Annotated in this window: 15 protein-coding genes; 4 read left to right on the plus strand and 11 right to left on the minus strand. The window is 65.1% G+C overall.

From position 1 onward, the window contains the following. Positions 1–5 precede the first annotated feature (5 nt). A complete protein-coding gene (locus tag ASC66_RS04075; protein WP_235496669.1) occupies positions 6–1,496 on the minus strand; it encodes an alpha-N-arabinofuranosidase in 1,491 nt (496 codons plus the stop codon). A 329-nt stretch (positions 1,497–1,825) separates the two neighbouring features. Here ASC66_RS04075 and ASC66_RS04080 point away from each other — a divergent pair, with 329 nt between their 5' ends. From ASC66_RS04080 to ASC66_RS04090, 3 genes are all read left to right on the plus strand, one after another. Next, entirely contained in the window at positions 1,826–2,986 is a 1,161-nt protein-coding gene (locus tag ASC66_RS04080; protein ID WP_055834964.1) for a sugar ABC transporter substrate-binding protein, read from the plus strand. A 103-nt stretch (positions 2,987–3,089) separates the two neighbouring features. After that, positions 3,090–3,980 carry a carbohydrate ABC transporter permease gene (locus ASC66_RS04085; protein ID WP_055834966.1) on the plus strand — a complete coding sequence of 297 codons (891 nt, stop codon included), beginning with the start codon at positions 3,090–3,092 and terminating at the stop codon, positions 3,978–3,980. A gap of 4 nt (positions 3,981–3,984) precedes the next feature. Further along, positions 3,985–4,809 carry a carbohydrate ABC transporter permease gene (locus ASC66_RS04090; protein ID WP_055834970.1) on the plus strand — a complete coding sequence of 275 codons (825 nt, stop codon included), beginning with the start codon at positions 3,985–3,987 and terminating at the stop codon, positions 4,807–4,809. A 50-nt stretch (positions 4,810–4,859) separates the two neighbouring features. Here ASC66_RS04090 and ASC66_RS04095 read toward each other — a convergent pair whose 3' ends face one another. The 8 genes from ASC66_RS04095 to ASC66_RS04130 all read right to left on the minus strand — a co-directional run bounded on the left by ASC66_RS04095 (position 4,860) and on the right by ASC66_RS04130 (position 15,165). Further along, positions 4,860–6,107, minus strand: coding sequence for a four-carbon acid sugar kinase family protein (locus tag ASC66_RS04095; protein WP_055834973.1), 1,248 nt, complete (start codon positions 6,105–6,107; stop codon positions 4,860–4,862). Positions 6,108–6,173: 66 nt separating this feature from the next. Further along, positions 6,174–7,502 carry an MFS transporter gene (locus ASC66_RS04100; RefSeq protein WP_055834976.1) on the minus strand — a complete coding sequence of 443 codons (1,329 nt, stop codon included), beginning with the start codon at positions 7,500–7,502 and terminating at the stop codon, positions 6,174–6,176. A gap of 72 nt (positions 7,503–7,574) precedes the next feature. Next, positions 7,575–8,321, minus strand: coding sequence for a FadR/GntR family transcriptional regulator (locus ASC66_RS04105; protein WP_200944694.1), 747 nt, complete (start codon positions 8,319–8,321; stop codon positions 7,575–7,577). Between the two features lie 89 nt (positions 8,322–8,410). Next, a complete protein-coding gene (locus tag ASC66_RS04110; protein ID WP_055834979.1) occupies positions 8,411–9,772 on the minus strand; it encodes an NAD(P)H-dependent oxidoreductase in 1,362 nt (453 codons plus the stop codon). A 203-nt stretch (positions 9,773–9,975) separates the two neighbouring features. Further along, complete coding sequence (locus tag ASC66_RS04115) at positions 9,976–12,003, minus strand: glycoside hydrolase family 127 protein (RefSeq protein WP_353612509.1); 2,028 nt, start codon at positions 12,001–12,003, stop codon at positions 9,976–9,978. Further along, complete coding sequence (locus ASC66_RS04120; RefSeq protein ID WP_055836329.1) at positions 12,000–12,824, minus strand: carbohydrate ABC transporter permease; 825 nt, start codon at positions 12,822–12,824, stop codon at positions 12,000–12,002. The genes ASC66_RS04115 and ASC66_RS04120 overlap by 4 nt, the downstream gene beginning before the upstream one ends. Before the next feature lie 5 nt (positions 12,825–12,829). Then, positions 12,830–13,765: a carbohydrate ABC transporter permease gene (locus tag ASC66_RS04125; protein WP_082491991.1), complete on the minus strand. Its 936-nt coding sequence runs from the start codon at positions 13,763–13,765 to the stop codon at positions 12,830–12,832. 113 nt (positions 13,766–13,878) lie between these two features. Further along, positions 13,879–15,165, minus strand: a complete 1,287-nt coding sequence (locus tag ASC66_RS04130; protein WP_055834985.1) for an ABC transporter substrate-binding protein — start codon at positions 15,163–15,165, stop codon at positions 13,879–13,881. A 69-nt stretch (positions 15,166–15,234) separates the two neighbouring features. Between ASC66_RS04130 and ASC66_RS04135 the strand changes: the two genes are divergently transcribed. After that, the gene (locus ASC66_RS04135; RefSeq protein ID WP_353612510.1) at positions 15,235–16,476 is read left to right on the plus strand and encodes a LacI family DNA-binding transcriptional regulator; all 1,242 of its coding nucleotides are present in this window, start codon (positions 15,235–15,237) and stop codon (positions 16,474–16,476) included. Between the two features lie 103 nt (positions 16,477–16,579). Here ASC66_RS04135 and ASC66_RS04140 read toward each other — a convergent pair whose 3' ends face one another. Together ASC66_RS04140 and ASC66_RS04145 are read right to left on the minus strand one after the other, a co-directional pair. Further along, positions 16,580–16,777, minus strand: a complete 198-nt coding sequence (locus tag ASC66_RS04140) for a hypothetical protein (RefSeq protein WP_055834991.1) — start codon at positions 16,775–16,777, stop codon at positions 16,580–16,582. A gap of 94 nt (positions 16,778–16,871) precedes the next feature. Next, positions 16,872–17,138 (minus strand): GlsB/YeaQ/YmgE family stress response membrane protein, encoded by a 267-nt coding sequence (locus ASC66_RS04145; RefSeq protein ID WP_055834996.1) that lies wholly within the window; start codon positions 17,136–17,138, stop codon positions 16,872–16,874. Positions 17,139–17,293 lie beyond the last annotated feature (155 nt).

The following is a 17,293-nucleotide window of genomic DNA, read 5'->3' on the forward strand; positions in this document are numbered from 1 at the left end:
TTGATCTACCCGCTCACTCTGCATGCAACACGCATACTCGCCCATGATAGAGGAGGCAGAGTGACGCTCAGCCGCCCGCCGCGCAGGCTCGTTTCCAGGGTGCTCGGCGCCACTGTGACCGGGTCCTCCTGGGTGTTGCTCGCGTACGGGTCCGGGTGCCACAGCAGTTCGGCGTGCGCCACCCGCTCCGGCCAGAACTCCGCCAGATCGATCTCGACGTCGACGGGGCGATCGAGCGCGAGGTGCGCCACGTGCACGTGAACGGATTCACCGTCAGCGCTGCGGGTGACGGTTACCCGTGCGTCCGATTCGGGTGAACCCGATCGCACGGCCGTCTGGTGCACGGTGTGCCCAGCGCTCCGCGCGACGGCCGCGAACGGGTAGAAGATGCTCTGACGCCACGCCTCGCCGTTCGGTTCGGCCCTGATCGCGCCGATCACGTTCACGAGCTGGGCGAGCGCGGCGATCGCGACGACATCCGCGTGGCTGATGATGCTCTGGAGCAGAGTTCCGACCACGACGGCGTCGGCGAGCGTGTACTCCTCTTCGAGCAGTCGCGGCGCCTGCTCGAAGCTGCGCCCCGGCTTGAGAGCGTCGTATGCGCGATAGTTCCAGACGTTCCACTCGTCCAGGCTGATCCGGATGTCGCGCGAGCTGCGCGTGACGGTCTGCACGTGACGGATGGTCGACGCGACCCCCTCCAGGAATCGGTCGAGCGCCGCGGCGGATCCCAGGAAGGCGGGCAGGTCACCATCGTTGTAGAAGTAGATGTGGCAGGAGATGAAGTCGACGAGATCGATGGTGCGAGAGAGCACGGTCGCCTCCCAGCTCCCGAAGGTCTCCATGTCGGCGTTCGAGCTGCCGACGACCACAAGCTCCAGGTCTTGGTCGAACATTCGCATTGCGGACGCGCTGGCCGCCGCCAGTTCGGCGTACTCCTCCGCCGATCGGTGCCCGAGTTGCCACGGCCCGTCCAACTCGTTGCCGAGGCACCAGAGCCTCACATCGTGCGGGTCGGCCGCGCCGTTGCTGCGGCGTTCGTCCGACAGCGCGGTGCCGGACGAATAGTTCGTGTACTCGAGCAGCTCAAGTGCAGAGCGAACGTCGCCGAGCCCCAAGTTGACGGCGAGCATCGGCTCAACTTCCGCCGCCCGGCACCAGGCCGCGAACTCGTCTGTGCCGAACTCGTTGGTCTCGATCGACTTCCACGCGAGGTCGAGGCGGCGCGGCCTGTCGGTGCTCGGCCCGATCCCGTCGCGCCAGTTGTAGCCGGAGACGAAGTTGCCGCCCGGGTAGCGCACGACGCTCACGCCGAGCTCGCGGACGAGCTCGAGCACGTCGCCGCGGAAGCCCTCGACGGTTGCGCGGGGATGGCCCGGTTCGAAGATGCCGCCGTACACCCCACGTCCGAGGTGTTCGACGAAGGATCCGAACAAGCGGGGATCGGCTACTCCGATCGGCTCGCCGACCGAGACCACGGCTCGAGAGGCACCCACTGGGGATGTCGGTTGCGGTGCGCCCACAAAATTCTCCATTTCATCGATGAAATACACTGCGAATGTACGCAGTGGGACTCGGCATTGTCAAGGCTGACGCGAATTTGACGAATTCCAGAATTTACGGTTGACGAAAAGCCTTTCGGGCGGCAGGATGTCATTCGGGATCACTGAAGCCGAAGCATTTCATCGATGAAATGCGCTACCTCGATCCGGACATTCATCACAGAGAGGCGAAACACGCAATGAAGCAAAAACGTCGCCGGCTGGCCGCTGGCCTAGCTGCAATCGGAACAATCGGAGCATTCGCTCTGACCGGGTGTTCCTCAGTGAGCGCCGACTCGGGCGCGACCACCCTGACCGTGTGGCACTACTACAACACCGACGGGCAGGTCGATGGCCTCAAGGAGATGGCGAAAGGCTTCGAGGCAGAGCACCCCGACGTGACGGTGGAATTCGCCTACGTTCCCGTCGACCAGTTCACCACCAAGGCGGTTACCGCGGCGGGAGCCAAGACCGGCCCCGACGTGCTCGTCTTCGGCGCATCCGGAACCTATTCGCTGGCCCAAGCCGGGGCCATCGAGCCCATGGACGAGTGGTGGGATGGCTATGCCGACAAGGACCAGTTCCCCGAGGGAGTCATGCAGCGAGTCGACGGCGAGCTCTTCGGCGTGCAGGGCTATGTGAACCTTCTCGGGCTCTGGTACAACCAGGACATGCTCGACGAGCTGGGCGCCGTGCCGCCGACCACCATCGAGGAGATGGAAGGCGTCATGCAGAAGGCCGCCGCCGCGGGCAAGGAGGGCGTGACCCTCACCGGCAAGCCGGGTCTCGAGAGCCAGTGGCAGGGCTTCCCCTGGTTCACCTCAAACGGATTCTCCTACGGCGATCCCCAGGCCGCCCCGATGGCAGACACCTACACGATGCTCCAGGACTGGGTTGCCAATGGCTACCTCTCCCCCGAGGCAGCCACGTGGGACCAGACTGTTCCCTTCCAGGAATTCGCCGCGGGCAACTCGGTGTTTGCCGTGAACGGCAACTGGCAGATCGGCGCAGCACAGGAGGCCGCGTTCGAGTATGGAGTGGCTCCCCTGCCACTCTCGAGCGACGGAGGCGTGCTGCTCGGAGGCGAGGTGCAGAACGTCGGCGCATTCTCCAAGAACCCGGAGCTGGCACGTGAGTTCCTCGAGGACACCTTCTTCTCCGTCGATGGTGAGCTCATCCTGCTCGACACCTTCGGATCGATCCCTGCACGCGCGGATGCCGCCGCATCCTCGAAGATCGGAGACGACCCCATCCTGAGCGTCTTCGCCGACATCGTGCAGACGCAGGGGCGCCCATCGCCCAGCCCAGAGGTGCCGTCCAAAAACGTCAATGAGGTCGAGAGCCTGGTCGGTGACTACTGGAGCCGCGCCGTCGCAGGCGACGGCACTCCCGAGCAACTGGCCGACGACCTGATCGCGCAGTTGCTCCCGCTCTTGGAAGGCTGACGGGCGGTTGGCCAGAATGCGCTCCTCGACATCCCCAGCGAGCATTTCTCGCCAGCCTGATCGCGCACCGTCCCCGCCCGGCCATCACGGCCGGGCGGGGACGATGCGGCGCAGGCACGGGCAACGCCTCGGCGACCAGCGACTCGCGCTCGCGCTCCCCGCCGCGGCGCTCATCCTGATACTGGCCATCTGGCCGCTCATCCAACTCGCCGTGATGAGCGTGAACGACGTGACCTCCGCAACGCTCAACAGCGATTGGGGCTTCATCGGGGCCGCCAACTTCAGCGAGCTCTTCGCCGATCCCGGATTCCCGCGCGTCGTCGCGAACACCCTCATCTTCGTGGTCATCGTGACGGCCATCGGCCTGGTCGGCGGATTCGCCGCCGCCGTCGCCGTCTCATCCTCGACGAGGGGGGCATCGTTCCTGCTCGGGCTCATGGTCTTCGTGTGGGCGCTGCCCCCCGTGGTGAACGGCTCCATCTGGAAGTTCCTGCTCGGAGACAACGGCCTATTCAACGAAACGCTGCGGGCGCTGGGCGTGACGGAGGGCGGCATCGGCTTCCTCTACGACCCGCAGCTGGCGCTGTGGTCGGTCGCGCTCGTCAATGCGTGGGCGGTCGTTCCATTCAACGCGCTCATCTTCCGAGCAGCCCTGCTCAACATCGACGAGCAGGTGCTCGAGGCAGCGGAAGTCGACGGCGCGGGCCCGTGGCAACGCATCCGCCACGTACTGATCCCCGGTTCCCGTTCCGCCGCCACCGTGCTGGCGATCCTCACGGTCGTCTACGCATTCCGCAGCTTCGACTTCATCTACGTGATGACGGCTGGCGGCCCGGGAACCGCCTCGACCACACTCCCCTACCTCGCCTACGTACAGGCGTTCGTGAAGCTCGACTACGGCAGTGGAGCAGCCACCGCCCTGATCGGATTGAGCGTCATCGTCGTGCTCGCGCTCATCTACGCGCGCGACGCCCGCCGCACAGAGGAGCTCTGAAGAGATGTCATCACGCACGCAGCGCGAGCCGGTCGCATTCGGCATCCGCATCGTCCTCTACATCGTCTACACCGTCCCGCTCGTCTGGATCGTGCTCACCTCGCTGAAGAGCCAGGGCGAGGTGTTGAGTTCCCAGGCCTCGCTGTTCTTCATCCCGACCCTCGACAGCTACAGGGACGCCCTCGCCGATCCGGCGCTCGGGGCCTCGCTCAGCCAGTCGATCATCATCAGCATCGGCACATCGGTGCTCTGTCTGGCTGTGGCGACGCCGGCCGCGTATGCGCTGGCGCGCAGCCGCAGCCATGTGATCGTCATCGCCCTCGCCGCGCTCGTGTTGTTGCAGATGATCCCGCAGACCGCGACGCTCATCCCGTTGTTCTGGCTTCTCGCGGGGTGGGGCCTGCTCGACAGCAACGTCGGGCTCATTCTGGCGGACGCGGTGCTGCTGCTGCCGTGGGCGATCCTGTTGCTCCGCCCGTTCTTCTCGTCGATCCCCCCATCGATCGACGAGGCAGCCCGCATCGACGGCGCGCGCACGCTGCGCTCCTTCTTTTCCATCGCGCTTCCACTCGCGCGCAACGGCATTCTCACCGTGACGGCCATCGTGTTCCTCGTGACGTGGGGCGAGTTCCTCTACGGGATCACGTTCATGGTCTCACCGGACAAGTACCCGATGAGCGCCCTCATCGCGGTACAGGCCGGGGCGTACGGCGTCGACTGGCCGTCGATGATGGCATTCGCGGTCGTGTCGGCCGTGCCGGTCTTCATCGTCTACATCGCCAGCTTCCGACTCCTCCGCACCGGGCTGACCATGGGAGCGGTCAAGTAGCACGCGAAGCGCGGATGGCGCTGGGGCGGCGCGCAAGCGTCACCCCAGCATCACCCGCCGAGCGCGAGGGCCTCGAGCACGCGGGTGAGTGTGTCCGGCTCCCCCACATTGCCTGGCACGACGATGTACAGGATCGGGCGGCCGTCGTGGGCGTTCATCTCCCAGACAGACACGCCAGGGAGCACCTGTCCGAGCACGCGCGCCGACGACGCTCCGATGCCCGTGCGTGCGACCTCCGCCGAGGTGATGCCGCCCTTCGAGACGACCACGGAGACCTCGGGCAAGATGTTCCGCACCGCAGAGGTGAGCGCGGTCATCACTTTCTCACCATGGGCGAGGGTGTTGTGTGATGTCGAGCGGTCGCGCTCCGTCGTGATGATCGCGAGATCGTGGTGGGTCAGGATGCCGCGCGCCATCGTGGCTGCATCCAGGCCGGCCGCGAACGGCGCAGCGAGCGCCTTCTCCGTCTCGATGACGGCGGGGTCACCCCACACCGCGACGATGGGAGCGAGTTGGGCCGTCGCTCCGGCGGTGTGCGAACCGCAGACCAGCAGAACGGGCCCGGCCTCCGCACGGAGCGGGGTATCGAGGAGGCCACGACTCGCCACCCCGGCCAGTTCGGCCGCGAGCGGCGCGGCGGAGCGCACCACGATTCGGGCACCAACCGCCGTGGCCTCGTTCACCGCGGCGGCGATCGCCGCAATGTCGGCGGCATCGACGGCATCCGGCAGCACAACGCTTCCGGCCTCGGCCTCGCGCAGCACCTGCACCAGTCGCCCGTCGTGCACCGCATCCAGCGGCACGAGATGTGATGCCCTCCCGGACTTCTGCGTGACATAGTCGGCGAGAACGCCCGTATCGAAGGAAAAGACGGGATCATCGGCATACTCGCTCTGATCCGCGGGGACATCGCGCCCGGCGACGCGGACGAAGTGCACGCCGTCCTTCGTCGTGCGCCCACCCTCGGGGAAGGCCGGGACGAAGAGCATGACGGCGGCGTCGTCGAGGAAGACGGCCGTCTCCGCGAAGACGTGACCACGCAGGGTCGAATCGCCCCTGAGCACAAACCGCACCTCGGTGCCGAGCCGACGAGCGGCCTCCTCACCGGCCGCCCGGATTCGCTGGGTCAGTGCGACGGCCGCCGGCTCGTCGAGGGCCCGACTGTTCGTCTGAACGTAGACACTGTCGGCGGCGCCGAGGGCGTCGGTCAACTGATCGGCGTCCACCTCGAGAAGCACGGTGACGCCGGTCGCCGATTGCGTTCCGGTGGGGTCGTCATCCAACACGATGGTCTTCATGGAGCGTTCCTTCTGAGTTGCGGGAGCGCCGGGCCGGCCCCGCAGGGCCGACCCGGCACAGTTTGACTAGGAGCGGGCGATGAACGCGTCGACCTCTGCGCGCTTCTCCGCGCCCCAGGTCTCGCGGGTGAGCACGGTGCCGATGAAGCCGATGAGTCCGCAGCCGAGGTAGACCCACGCAACGCCAGACCAGCCGAGCGGCACCGCGATGGCGGTTGCGATCAGCGGGATGAAGCCGGAGATGGCCGCGGAGAACTGGTAGCCGATCGACGCACCGGAGGAACGGGTGTTCGTGTTGAACAGCTCGGAGAACCAGGCGCCCTGCGTTCCGGCGAGCGCGTCGTGGATGATCGACATCGCGATGATGTAGACGAACACGATCAGGTACGGCACGCCCGTGTTGACCAAGAGGAACATCGGGAAGGCGAACGCCATGAGCGCGATCGTGCCGACCAAGTAAACCGGCTTTCGCCCGATCCTGTCTGTGAGGGAGCCGAACAGGATCGTGGTGAAGAGTCCGAGTGCCGCTGCGACGATCAGCCCGGAGAGCGCCGTCGCACGGTCGGTGATCGGCTCGTCGCCGGATGTCAGGTACGAGAGCATGTAGGTGACGATGACGTAGAAGCCGCCGGACTCGGCCAGACGCAGCGAGATGACGCGCAGGATCGTGCGCCAGTCGTTCTTGAAGACCTCCTTGAGCGGGTTCTTGACCACGAGGCCGGCTGTCTTGGTCTCGACGAACTCAGGTGACTCGGAGACCTTCGCCCGGATGATGAGGCCGGCGATGATCAGAACGGAGGAGAGCAGGAACGGCAGCCGCCAGGCGAGCTCGCTGTCGAGCGTGCTCGACCACAGGAACACCAGGTTGGCGAGGAGCAGTCCGAGCGGCACGCCGGCCTGCGGGATGGCCGTGTAGCGGCCACGCTTCTTCCACGGAGCGTGCTCGAAGGTCATCAGGATCGCGCCGCCCCATTCGGCACCGAAGGCGATGCCCTGGATGATGCGGATCAACGTGAGCAGGATGGGGGCGAGGATGCCGACCTGCTGGTAGGTCGGAAGCACGCCGATGAGCACGGTCGAGATGCCCATGAGCAGCAGGGCGCCGACGAGAACCGGCTTGCGGCCGATCTTGTCGCCGAGGTAACCACCGATGACTCCGCCGAGCGGGCGCATGGCGAAGCCGATGCCGAAGGTGGCGAAGCCGAGGAGCACGCCGACGACGGGGTCTTCCGCGTGGAAGAACACGGTGTTGAAGTAGAGCGCCGCCGCCGTGCCGTAGGCCAGGAAGTCGTAATTCTCGATGGTTGTTCCGACCGCGCTTCCGATCGCGGTGCGGAGTTTGTCAGGTGAACCGTGCTCTGCGCGGTTCGCGGTTTCGAGTGTCATGGTGGTCATGGGCGGATCTATCTCCCTTGATAGCGAGACCGCTTGGGGCCTCAAAGTTGCGGGCCCCCAGACCGCCGAAAACTATGTCCGGTCTGCGTTCCCGCCGCGAATGTTCATGTTGTAGAAGTCGGCGATGTGCATGCGCACCAGCGAAGCGGCCGCTTGACCGTCGCGTTGGATGATCGCCTGCAGGATTTCTCGGTGTTCGGCCCTGACGGTCTTCGCCGTTTCGTGCCAATCTTCGAGTTCCGCGTACATCTGCACCATCTGCCGATGGATGGCTGTGCGCAACGAACCCATGAAATGGGCAGTAAGTGCGTTGCCTGTCGATTCCGCGATCCTCATGTGGAATGCGGCGTCGAGACGATTGAACTCCGACGAGTCGATTCCCGGGTCGTCCATTTGATCCAGGATCGCGAGGAGTTCGCGGTGGTCGTCAGCGTTTGAGCGGTACGCGGCCTCCTCTACGCTCCAGACCTCCAGCGACAGGCGGGTCTCCAACACGTCGTCCCAGTTGAAGTGGGCGAGGGCGATCTGGAGTTTGAGGAGGTTGACCATCCCGTCGCCCGGTGTCGAGAGCAGCACCGCACCCCCGTCCGAGCCGCCTCCCCTGCGGATCTCCACGACCCCCAGCGCCTCCAGCACCCGGAGCGACTCCCTCAGTGAGGGGCGCGACACCCCGAGCGAGACGGCAAGGTCTCGTTCGCTGGGCAGGTGGTCGCCCGCCTTGAGGCGCCCGTCGAGGATTCGCTCCTCGATCTGCGCCATCACCTGTTCGTAGGTGCGAAGTCGCTGAACAGGCTCCCACCCGTCGTTCACATCCGCCACGCTGCAACTCCTCCGGTCGGCGGGCCGCACGTGCAATGCGGCCCAATACGTCCATCGTAGTTTCCATGGTCGGACGGTCTGACCGGAACCTAGACGAGCGCGGCATGTTCTGCACGGAACTCAGCCTCGAGCTGGCGGCGGATCTGCACGGCGAACTGACTCTCGTCAACCGTGACATCGTCCCAGGAGACGGTCTGGTCCTTGGGCACGTCGCGGATGAGCTTTGCGCCGTGCGCGAGGCCGAGCGGAAGCGCATTGCGGGCGAGCGACAGCTCCGCCGGTGCAAGCTTGCCGAAGACGGTGTATCCGCCTTCGCCGTCCAGGGTGTCGCCGGCCCTGAGATCCTTCTTGGCCGTCGTCACGACGTCGCCACGGAACCCGGTCGGTGCCCCCGTTGCCTCCTTGCGCAGCACGGCGGAGGCGATCGAGACTCCAAGTTCGAGCCCGATCATGTGGTACGGGCGGTACAGCGATCCGTATCGCCCCGTCTCATCGGTGTGCACGCCGTATTCCTTGAAGCACTGCACGGCGTAGTCGGTGGTCGCCTCGAAGGTGACGTAGACACCCCAGCGCAGGTTGTCCGGCACTTCCTCTCCATTGCGGTACATGCTCGATGCAATCTCGACCGTGCCGCGTCGGGTGAGGCTGCCACCGGAGAATCGGTTCTCGCGGAAGACGGTTGGCAGGTCATCCTTGCTGGCCGCCGGGAACAGCAGGCCTTCGTCTTGCGGAATCAGGCCGGTGCCGTTGGCGACGGCCGCCATCTCGATCGCCGACTTCGTTCCGTCGAGGAAGGAGTTGAACATCTTCGGGTTGTAGTCGCCGGAGGCGAGCTGTTCCGGGGTGAATCCGTAGTAGTCCCAGACCGTGTCCGGGGTCGAGTAGTTGTACTCGGGCAGGTACTTGGTGCCCTTGCCCGCGGCGACGACGTCGAAGCCAACGGTGCGGCACCAGTCGACGAGTTCGCAGATGAGCGCCGGCTGATCGCCGTAGGCCATCGCGTAGATGACACCGGCCGCCTGGGCGCGGCGCTGCAGGATCGGGCCGACCATGCAGTCGGCCTCGACGTTGACCATGATCACGTGCTTGCCGTGGTCGATCGCGGTCACCGCGTGGTAGGTGCCAACCAGGGGATTGCCGGTGATCTCGAGGATGACCTCGACGGCATCGTGGGTGAGAAGTTGATTCGAGTCGCTGATCACCGCGGTGCCGCCGGTGCGGAGCGCCTCGTCCAGCGATGTCGCCGTGTACCGCTCGACCGGCCAACCGGTGCGCGCAAGCGCATCTCGCGCCTTGGGCACGTTGATGTCGGCGACGCCGACCACGTGGATGTTGGGCGAGCCGACAGCCTGGGTGAGGAACATCGAGGCGAACTTACCCGCCCCGATCACGCCGACCCGAATGGGGCCTGCTTCCGCTGTGCGCTGCTGCATCAGAGAAAAGAGGTTCATGGACCACTCCTTTGTAGTACTTCCGACGAGGACCGAACCAGGCGGAGACAATTGTGTTTGATGGTCAGACCATCAACTGTTGAAATTACTCTAAGGATGGTCAGACCATCTGTCAAGTGCTCCATGGAATGGGTGAGTGGACGCACGAAGCGGGGTGCCCGGCTCTCGCCGAACACCCCGCTCATTCATCGCCGGTGGCGCTCCTAGCTGGTGCGCAACCACACACGCATGGTCCCAGGGCCACGGTTGGCCCACGAGTGGTAGGGGACGAGGCGCACGGATTCCGTCGCCGGGGTGCTCCGTCCAGCATCCGCCCCGTACGGCCATGCCTGTCGCGCAGGATCGGTGACCGCCCCCCGCACGGTGACGGCGTCGTCCGGCGTTCGGGCCGGCTCCGTTTCGGTGTCAACGATGAACTGGTCAACGTGGGCGCGAGCGGGCAGATCCTGCGACTCGAGGCAGAAGACGCGCGGACCGAGCTCGACGGCCACCGAGCCGCGCACCGCGTCGATGCGGGGGTCTGGTGTGCTGAAACGAGGCACCATCGGCAAATTCAGCGTCACGAGATCGCCGGCGGCGAAACGCTCGGAGAGAGTGACGGTGCCCGGTGTCGCCGGCCGTGTCACTTCCACACCGGTGGCACCCGAGAACAGGGTGACCGTCGCTCCCTCAGCCCAGCCCGGCACGCGCAGGCTGAGCGACCACGGGGCACTCGGGTCGGCGGGCGCGTTCGCAATCGTCACGCGGATCTCGCCGGACCGCGGGTAGGAGGTCTCAACCCGCACGGAGACGGCACGGCCGTCGCCGAGCTCTGTCGCGATCGTCGCATTGGCGTATTGGTGCAGCTGAAGTCCGGCCGAATCGACCGTGGCGATGTATGCGCCGAGCGAGGCAAAGGTGCGCGCGACATTGTTCGGACAGCACGACACGTCGAACCACGGAGCCCGCATGCTGGACGAGGCGCGCTTGCTCTGGGCGTTGGCGTCGGTCACGGCGCCGGGCGTGCGCTGGTGCAGAGTGTTTGCATAGAAGAACGACCGACCGTCGTCGGACGGCGATGTGGCCACGATGTTGAACAAGCACCGCTCAATGAGGTCGCCGTACTCTGGCCGTCCCGTGGCGAGCAGGAGGCGCCAGCTCAACATGACCGCGGCGATGCCTGCGCAGGTCTCGCAGTATGCCCGATCGCTCGGCAGCACGAAGTCTTCGCCGTATGCCTCATCTTGGTGGTGCGAGCCCATGCCGCCGGTGATGTACGTACGGCTGGCAACGGTGTTGCGCCACTGCAGCTCGATCGCGGCGAGCAGCTCGGCGTCATCGGTGTCGACCGCCAGGTCCACCGCGGCCGCAGCCAGGTACAGCGCCCGCACGGAGTGCCCACGCAGCACGGTCGCCTCGCGCACCGGGATGTCATCCTGGAAGTAGGAACGGCCGAACACGATGTCGTCCAGGGTGCCGGTTCCGCGTCGCTCGATGAAGAGCCTCGCCTGTTCCCTGTACCGGGGCTCTCCGGTCAGCCGGGCGAACTCCATGAGTCCGAGCTCGATCTCGGGGTGACCGCACACCGACTGGATCCCATCGGCTCCGAAGGCCTCGCACACATGGTCAGCTGCGCGGAGCGCGATCTCGAACAACTCATCGCGTCCCGCCGTGCGCACCCGGGCGACAGCGGCCTGGAGGAGGTGGCCGTAGTTGTAGAGCTCGTGCCCCCATTCCAGGTCGGAGTAGCGCGGCTCCTGACCGGGGCGCCCGAAGTTGGTGTTGAGATAGCCGTCGGGCTCCTGGGCCGCGCCGATCCGGGAGGTCAGGGCACGGATCGATGCATCGAGGGCCGGGTCACCGTGCACGCCGTGCTCCCACGCCATCGCCTCGATCAACTTGTATGCCTCGGAGTCGGAGAACTCTCGCCCGGTGCGGGTCTGGGGGAGGTCGCCGGTTGCCGCCGCGTCGAAATTGGCCAGCCAACCGGCCTTCTCCTGCCAGAACGCACAGTGGTCGATCGTCGCGCTGGCGTTGATCGCGACCCGGGTACCCCAGAACCCAGCGCTCTCCAAGCGCGCTTCATCGATGCTGAGCGGGCTGAGGAGTGTCGCGACTGGAGCGACCGGAAGCACGGCGTGTGCCGCGCGAGAGGATGTCGTGATGGTCATGGTGTCCTTCGATGGTGCGGGCGTCGAGAATAGTTTCAGTGCGGTCGGCGTGCCGGTGAGTGCGCCGGGCGTCGTGGTCATCCTTTGAGTGCCCCTGACATGAATCCCTTGATGTAGAAGCGCTGCAACACGAGGAAGAGCAACACGCAGGGCAGGGCCAGAACGACCACACCGGCCTCAGTGACGCCATAGTCGACTGCCCCCATGGCCTGTTGCCGCAGATTGGCGACCGCCAGGGGCAGCGGGGCGAGCGCGGAGTCGTTGATGAGGATCAACGGTGCGATGAAGTCGTTCCATGCGGCGAGGAACGCGTACAGGCTGATCGTGATCAGGCCGGGCATCACCGCGGGGGTGAGAACGTGCCACAGCGCTCCCAGACTGCCTGTTCCGTCGACCAACGCCGATTCCTCAAGCTCCGTCGGCACCGCCTCGAAGGAGATGCGCATCATGAAGATCGAGAAGGGCAGTTGGTACATCGTGAGCACGAGGCTCAGCCCGACGAGCGAGTTGGTCAGACCCAGGTTGCCGAGCAACACATACAGGGGCACGAGCAGGGTGGCATAGGGAACCATGAGGATCGCGAGCACCATCAGGAAGAGCAGGTTCTTGCCGGGGAACTCAAAGCGCGCAAACGCGTAACCGGCAAGCAGGGAGATGAACGCGACGAGGATCACAGTCAGGCCAGAGACGATGACGCTGTTCAGGATGTAGGTCGGCAGACCGGCGTCGTAATTCATCAACTTGACGTAGTTTCCGAAGCCGAAGCCCTCGCTCTGCGCCGTGCCGCCCTGTGGGGACACGGAGGCGAAGGCGCTCCACACGAGCGGGAAAAGGAAGATGATGGCGAGGCCGCCGGTCAACACGTAGTACGGAGTGCGAGAGAGCTGTCGTAGTTGTTTCATGAGCATTAGTCCTTCGCCCGCAAGCCGCGGAACTGCACGAGATTGATGACGACAAGGGCGAGGAGGACGAAGATCGACAGCGCTGCGGCAGAGCCGAGGTCGAACTTCTGGAAGGCCTCGCGGTAGATCAGCTGCACGATGGTGATCGTCGAATTGTCTGGCCCACCCTTGGTGAGGATGTAGAACTGGTCGAATGCCAGCAGCGAGCCGGTGATGCACAGGATCAAGGAGAGTGCGATCGACGGGCGCAGCAGCGGGAGCGTGATGTGGCGGAACTGCTTCCAGCGGCCAGCTCCGTCGAGATTGGCTGCCTCGTAGATATCGGGCGAGATGCCCTGGAGGCCAACCATCAGGATCAGCATGTAGAAGCCGGTGAACCGCCAGATGATCAGGAAGACCGTCGACCAGAGCGCGGCTTCCGGCGTGCCGAGGAAGGAGATCGGCTCGTCGATGAGCCCGAGGCTCTCCAGGATCGGACTGATCGGCCCGATGTTCGGGCTGTAGAGCCCCCAGAACAGCAGGGATGCGGATGCCAACCCAAGCGCGCTCGGGACGAGGATCGCCGTGCGGAGGAAAGAATTCCATTTGGTGCTCTCCTGCACGAGCAGCGCAATGCCGAGCGCGAGCGCGAGCATGATGATCGTGACGATCACGGTGTACTTGATCGTGAACACGACGCTGGGCCAGAGCAGGGGATTGTCGGCGAGACCGGTGAAGTTGTCTGGCGCATTGATGCCGTTGTCGCCGCCGAGCAGCGACCAGTCGCTGATCGACATCTGACCAACCGTGAGCAGCGGCACGATGAAGAGCAGGATCACGAAGATAGCCAGTGGGGCTGCATAGGCGAGGCCCTGGGCCGAGCGAGTGCGGAACCAGCTCTGCTTGCGTCGTTGCTGGAGTGGCTGCGTGCTCTGCGCGGGTCGCGCGGAGGTGATGGTCATGATGTTTCTCCTGACAAGGCCTCCGCAGCGATGCCGCGTGGCCATGGTGTTGCGGTGCAGAGGGACCGGGCACGGCTCGGAACGAACCGTGCCCGGAGTGACACTCGTGGCGTTTAGCCGGCGAGGACCGTGCTCAGCGCGTCGTTGTCCTTCTCCAGCGAGCTCGCATCGCCGAACACCTGGTTGCGGAACAGCACCAGCCATGGTCCGTTCGGGTCGTTGAACGCCGCTCCGAAGTTGAGTGAGTACGGGGTCGTTCCCTTGCCAGCGACCTCGTTGATCGTCACGACGCGGGGGTCCTTTTCGGAGTACTTGTTCGAGGCGAGGTCGGTGCGGGCGACAACGTCGCCGTTCTTCGCGAGCACCTCGACCTGGGCTTCGTCGCCGAGGGTCCATGACAGGAAGTCCCACGCGGCATCCGCATTCTTGCTCGTCGCGGAGATGCCGATGCTGTCGCCGCCGACGAACGTCGACTCTCCCCCGTCGATGCCGGGGATTACGGCGACTCCGGTGTAGTCGGGCATCGAGCCGAGCATCGTCGACGGCATCGGCATCACGCCGATGTTTCCCTCGGCGAACGGAGCAACCCAGGTTGCTCCGGTCTCGTCCTTGGTTCCCGGTGCGACGATTCCATCAGCTGCGAGCCCGCGGTACGTCTCGTAGAAGGTCTGGGCATCTGCGCTGGCGAGGTCCGACTCCGTTCCGTCGTCGTTCATGACGGATCCGCCGGCTCCCCAGATCCAGGGGAATCCGGTGAACACCATGCAGCCACCACAATTTCCGCCGAAGAAGGTTCCGCTCACGTCGCCGCCGAGCGCGTCGATGGCGCGTGCCTGCTCGTCGAACTCCGCGAGCGTGGTCGGCGGCTTCTCGGGGTCGAGGCCGGCCTTCTCGTAGAGATCCTTGTTGTAAAACATCACGGAAAGGTCCATGGTGTGGGGGACAACATACGACTTGCCGTCCACCGTGCCGACCTCGACGTGCGACTGCGCGATGTCCGCGGCGAACGGCAGCGCGGCGATGCGGTCGGTGATGTCGAGGTAGAGCCCCTGCGAGGTGTAGTTCGGAGCGAACACGACGTCGGACGCGAAGATGTCCGGCAGGCTCTTGGAGCCTGCAGCCGCACCGATCTTCGTCTGGTAGTCGTCCGTGGGGATGATGGTGAGCTTGACCTGGTTGTCATGGCTGGCGTTGTAGGCATCCACGAACGCCTGGCTCTGGATCTGGGTCGCCGCCCGGGTCCACATGGTGAGCTCGGTGCCACCCTCTGGCGTTGCCTCGCCACTGTCGCCGGCGGTCGAACATGCGGTGAGAACAAGGGTGGCCGCCGCGACGGCTGCGAGTCCACCGACGATGCGACGGCGAGTGTTTCGATTGCCTGGCTGTGTGCTTGCGAACATGTGAGTGCTGTCCTCCTGCTCCTCATTGAGCTGTGCAACGACACTCTGTCGCCACACACCGGGAATGCTGTGCGCATCCCAGACCGTGCCATCCGGAAGGCAGCCGGATTAGCATTGGTGAATAGTGCCTTTCCGACTGGTATCGCGGAGCTCTTGCGAGACCTCGCGAAACTTTCCGAAAAGGTTTTCATCACCGTACGACCGCGCTACACTCGCAGTCAAGCCCATTCGGCAAAACAGTTGCCGAAAATTCCCGCGAGGAGGACTCCAATGGCGGAACCAGTCGCGCACGGCACGGACGAGCGATTCAAACCGGCGACGCTGAAGGACGTGGCGTTGCTCGCCGGCGTCTCCATCGCCACCGTCTCGAAAGCACTCAACGGGCGAGAGCACGTGCGGGCGGAAACACGCGTTCGCGTGCAGCATGCGGCCGAGAAGCTGAACTTCTCGCCCAACGTGCTCGCCCAGGGCCTCCTGGCCGGTCGCACCGGAACGGTCGGACTTCTCACCAGCGATCTCGACGGTCGCTTCTCCATCCCGGTGATGATGGGGGCCGAGGATGCATTCGGGTCCGGCAGCACGTCGGTCTTCCTGTGCGATGCCCGCGGCGATTCGATTCGGGAGCAGCATCACCTCCGGGCTCTGCTCAGCCGCCGCGTCGATGGGCTCATCATCGTTGGAGACACGACGAACCCGCGGGAGACCCTGGGTCACGACATCCCGGTTCCCGTCGTTTACGCCTATGCCCCATCCATCGACCCTCGCGATGTATCGGTCGTGAGTGACAACGTCGGTGCCGGCCAGATCGCGGCGGACCATCTGGTCGAGTGCGGCCGTCGCCGCATCGCATACATCTCCGGTGACGTGAACTATCGGGCGGCGGTTGAGCGTGTCGAGGGAGCGTCACGTGCGCTGTCCGCGCACGGGCTCGAGCTCGTCGGCGGTGAGGCGCTGTACGGCGCCTGGAGCGAGGGATGGGGACGAGGTGCCGTTCGCACACTGCTCGCGCGGCATCCCGACATCGATGCGATCCTCTGTGGAAGCGATCAGATCGCTCGTGGGGCGCTTGACGCCCTCCGTGAGGCCGGACGCGACGTGCCCGGTGACATCGCGGTGATGGGCCACGATAACTGGGAGCAAATCGCCGCCCAATCCCGCCCGCCACTGTCAACCATCGATATGAATCTCGAACAGGTGGGGCGCAAGGCCGCTCATCTGCTGTTCGCCGCAATCGACGGCGCCGTCAAACCGGGAGTGCACAGCATCGCCACCCGTTTGGTGACCAGGGGATCGACTGCGCTGGCCGACTAGCCCGGAGCGGCCGGTGGCGCGCTTCGATCAAGACGCGTGATCAGCAACAGGGGAGGAGCGCCGTCGGCGCCCCTCCCCTGTTGTCTGCCACTCAGCTACGCGGTCAGTTGTCGCGCAGTTCCTCTTTGACCTCGTTGCGCTTCTTCACGGAGTCGGCCTCGGCCTCGGCCCTCTTCACCTCGGCATCCGCTTTCACCTCATCGATCTTGTCACTGACCCGATCGACGGTGTCTTCGACCGAGCGCGACACCTTCTCGGCTGCGGCGCCGGCTGTCTCCTTGGCGTCATCGAGAATTCCCATATTTTCCTCCTACTGCGAGTCGTATACAGACGAATGCGTGAGGCCGTGGCGGCTCAGAGAGCCCTGAGCCGCCACGGCCCGCGAGTGACCGCGCCTACGCGGTCTTCTTGCGGCCGAAGATGAGCCCCCAGATCAGGAGCACGACGATCGAACCGGCGATGGCCACCAGCCAGGTCTGGATCGACCAGAACTCTTCGAGGCTGACGTTGAACAGCAGGCCACCCAGCCATCCACCGAGCATCGCGCCAACGACACCGAGCAGGAGTGTGACGAACCACCCACCGCCCTGGTTGCCGGGCAGAATCAGCTTGGCGAGGGCCCCGGCGATCAAGCCGAGGAGAAGAAATGCAAAGAACCCCATGGTCATATCCCTTCCCGTTGAGGGTCGAACGCCGAGCGTCCGATCCCTGCTCCCCAATGAAGCTGAGGAGCGGACTCCACCGTCCCACTCCGGCACGGCGAATGCAACCCATTCGGGGTACAAAATGCCAATCGAGACGATGCTGTTCCCCGCAA

The organism is Leifsonia sp. Root4 (assembly GCF_001425085.1).
In the GTDB taxonomy this organism is placed as follows: Bacteria; Actinomycetota; Actinomycetes; order Actinomycetales; family Microbacteriaceae; genus Microterricola.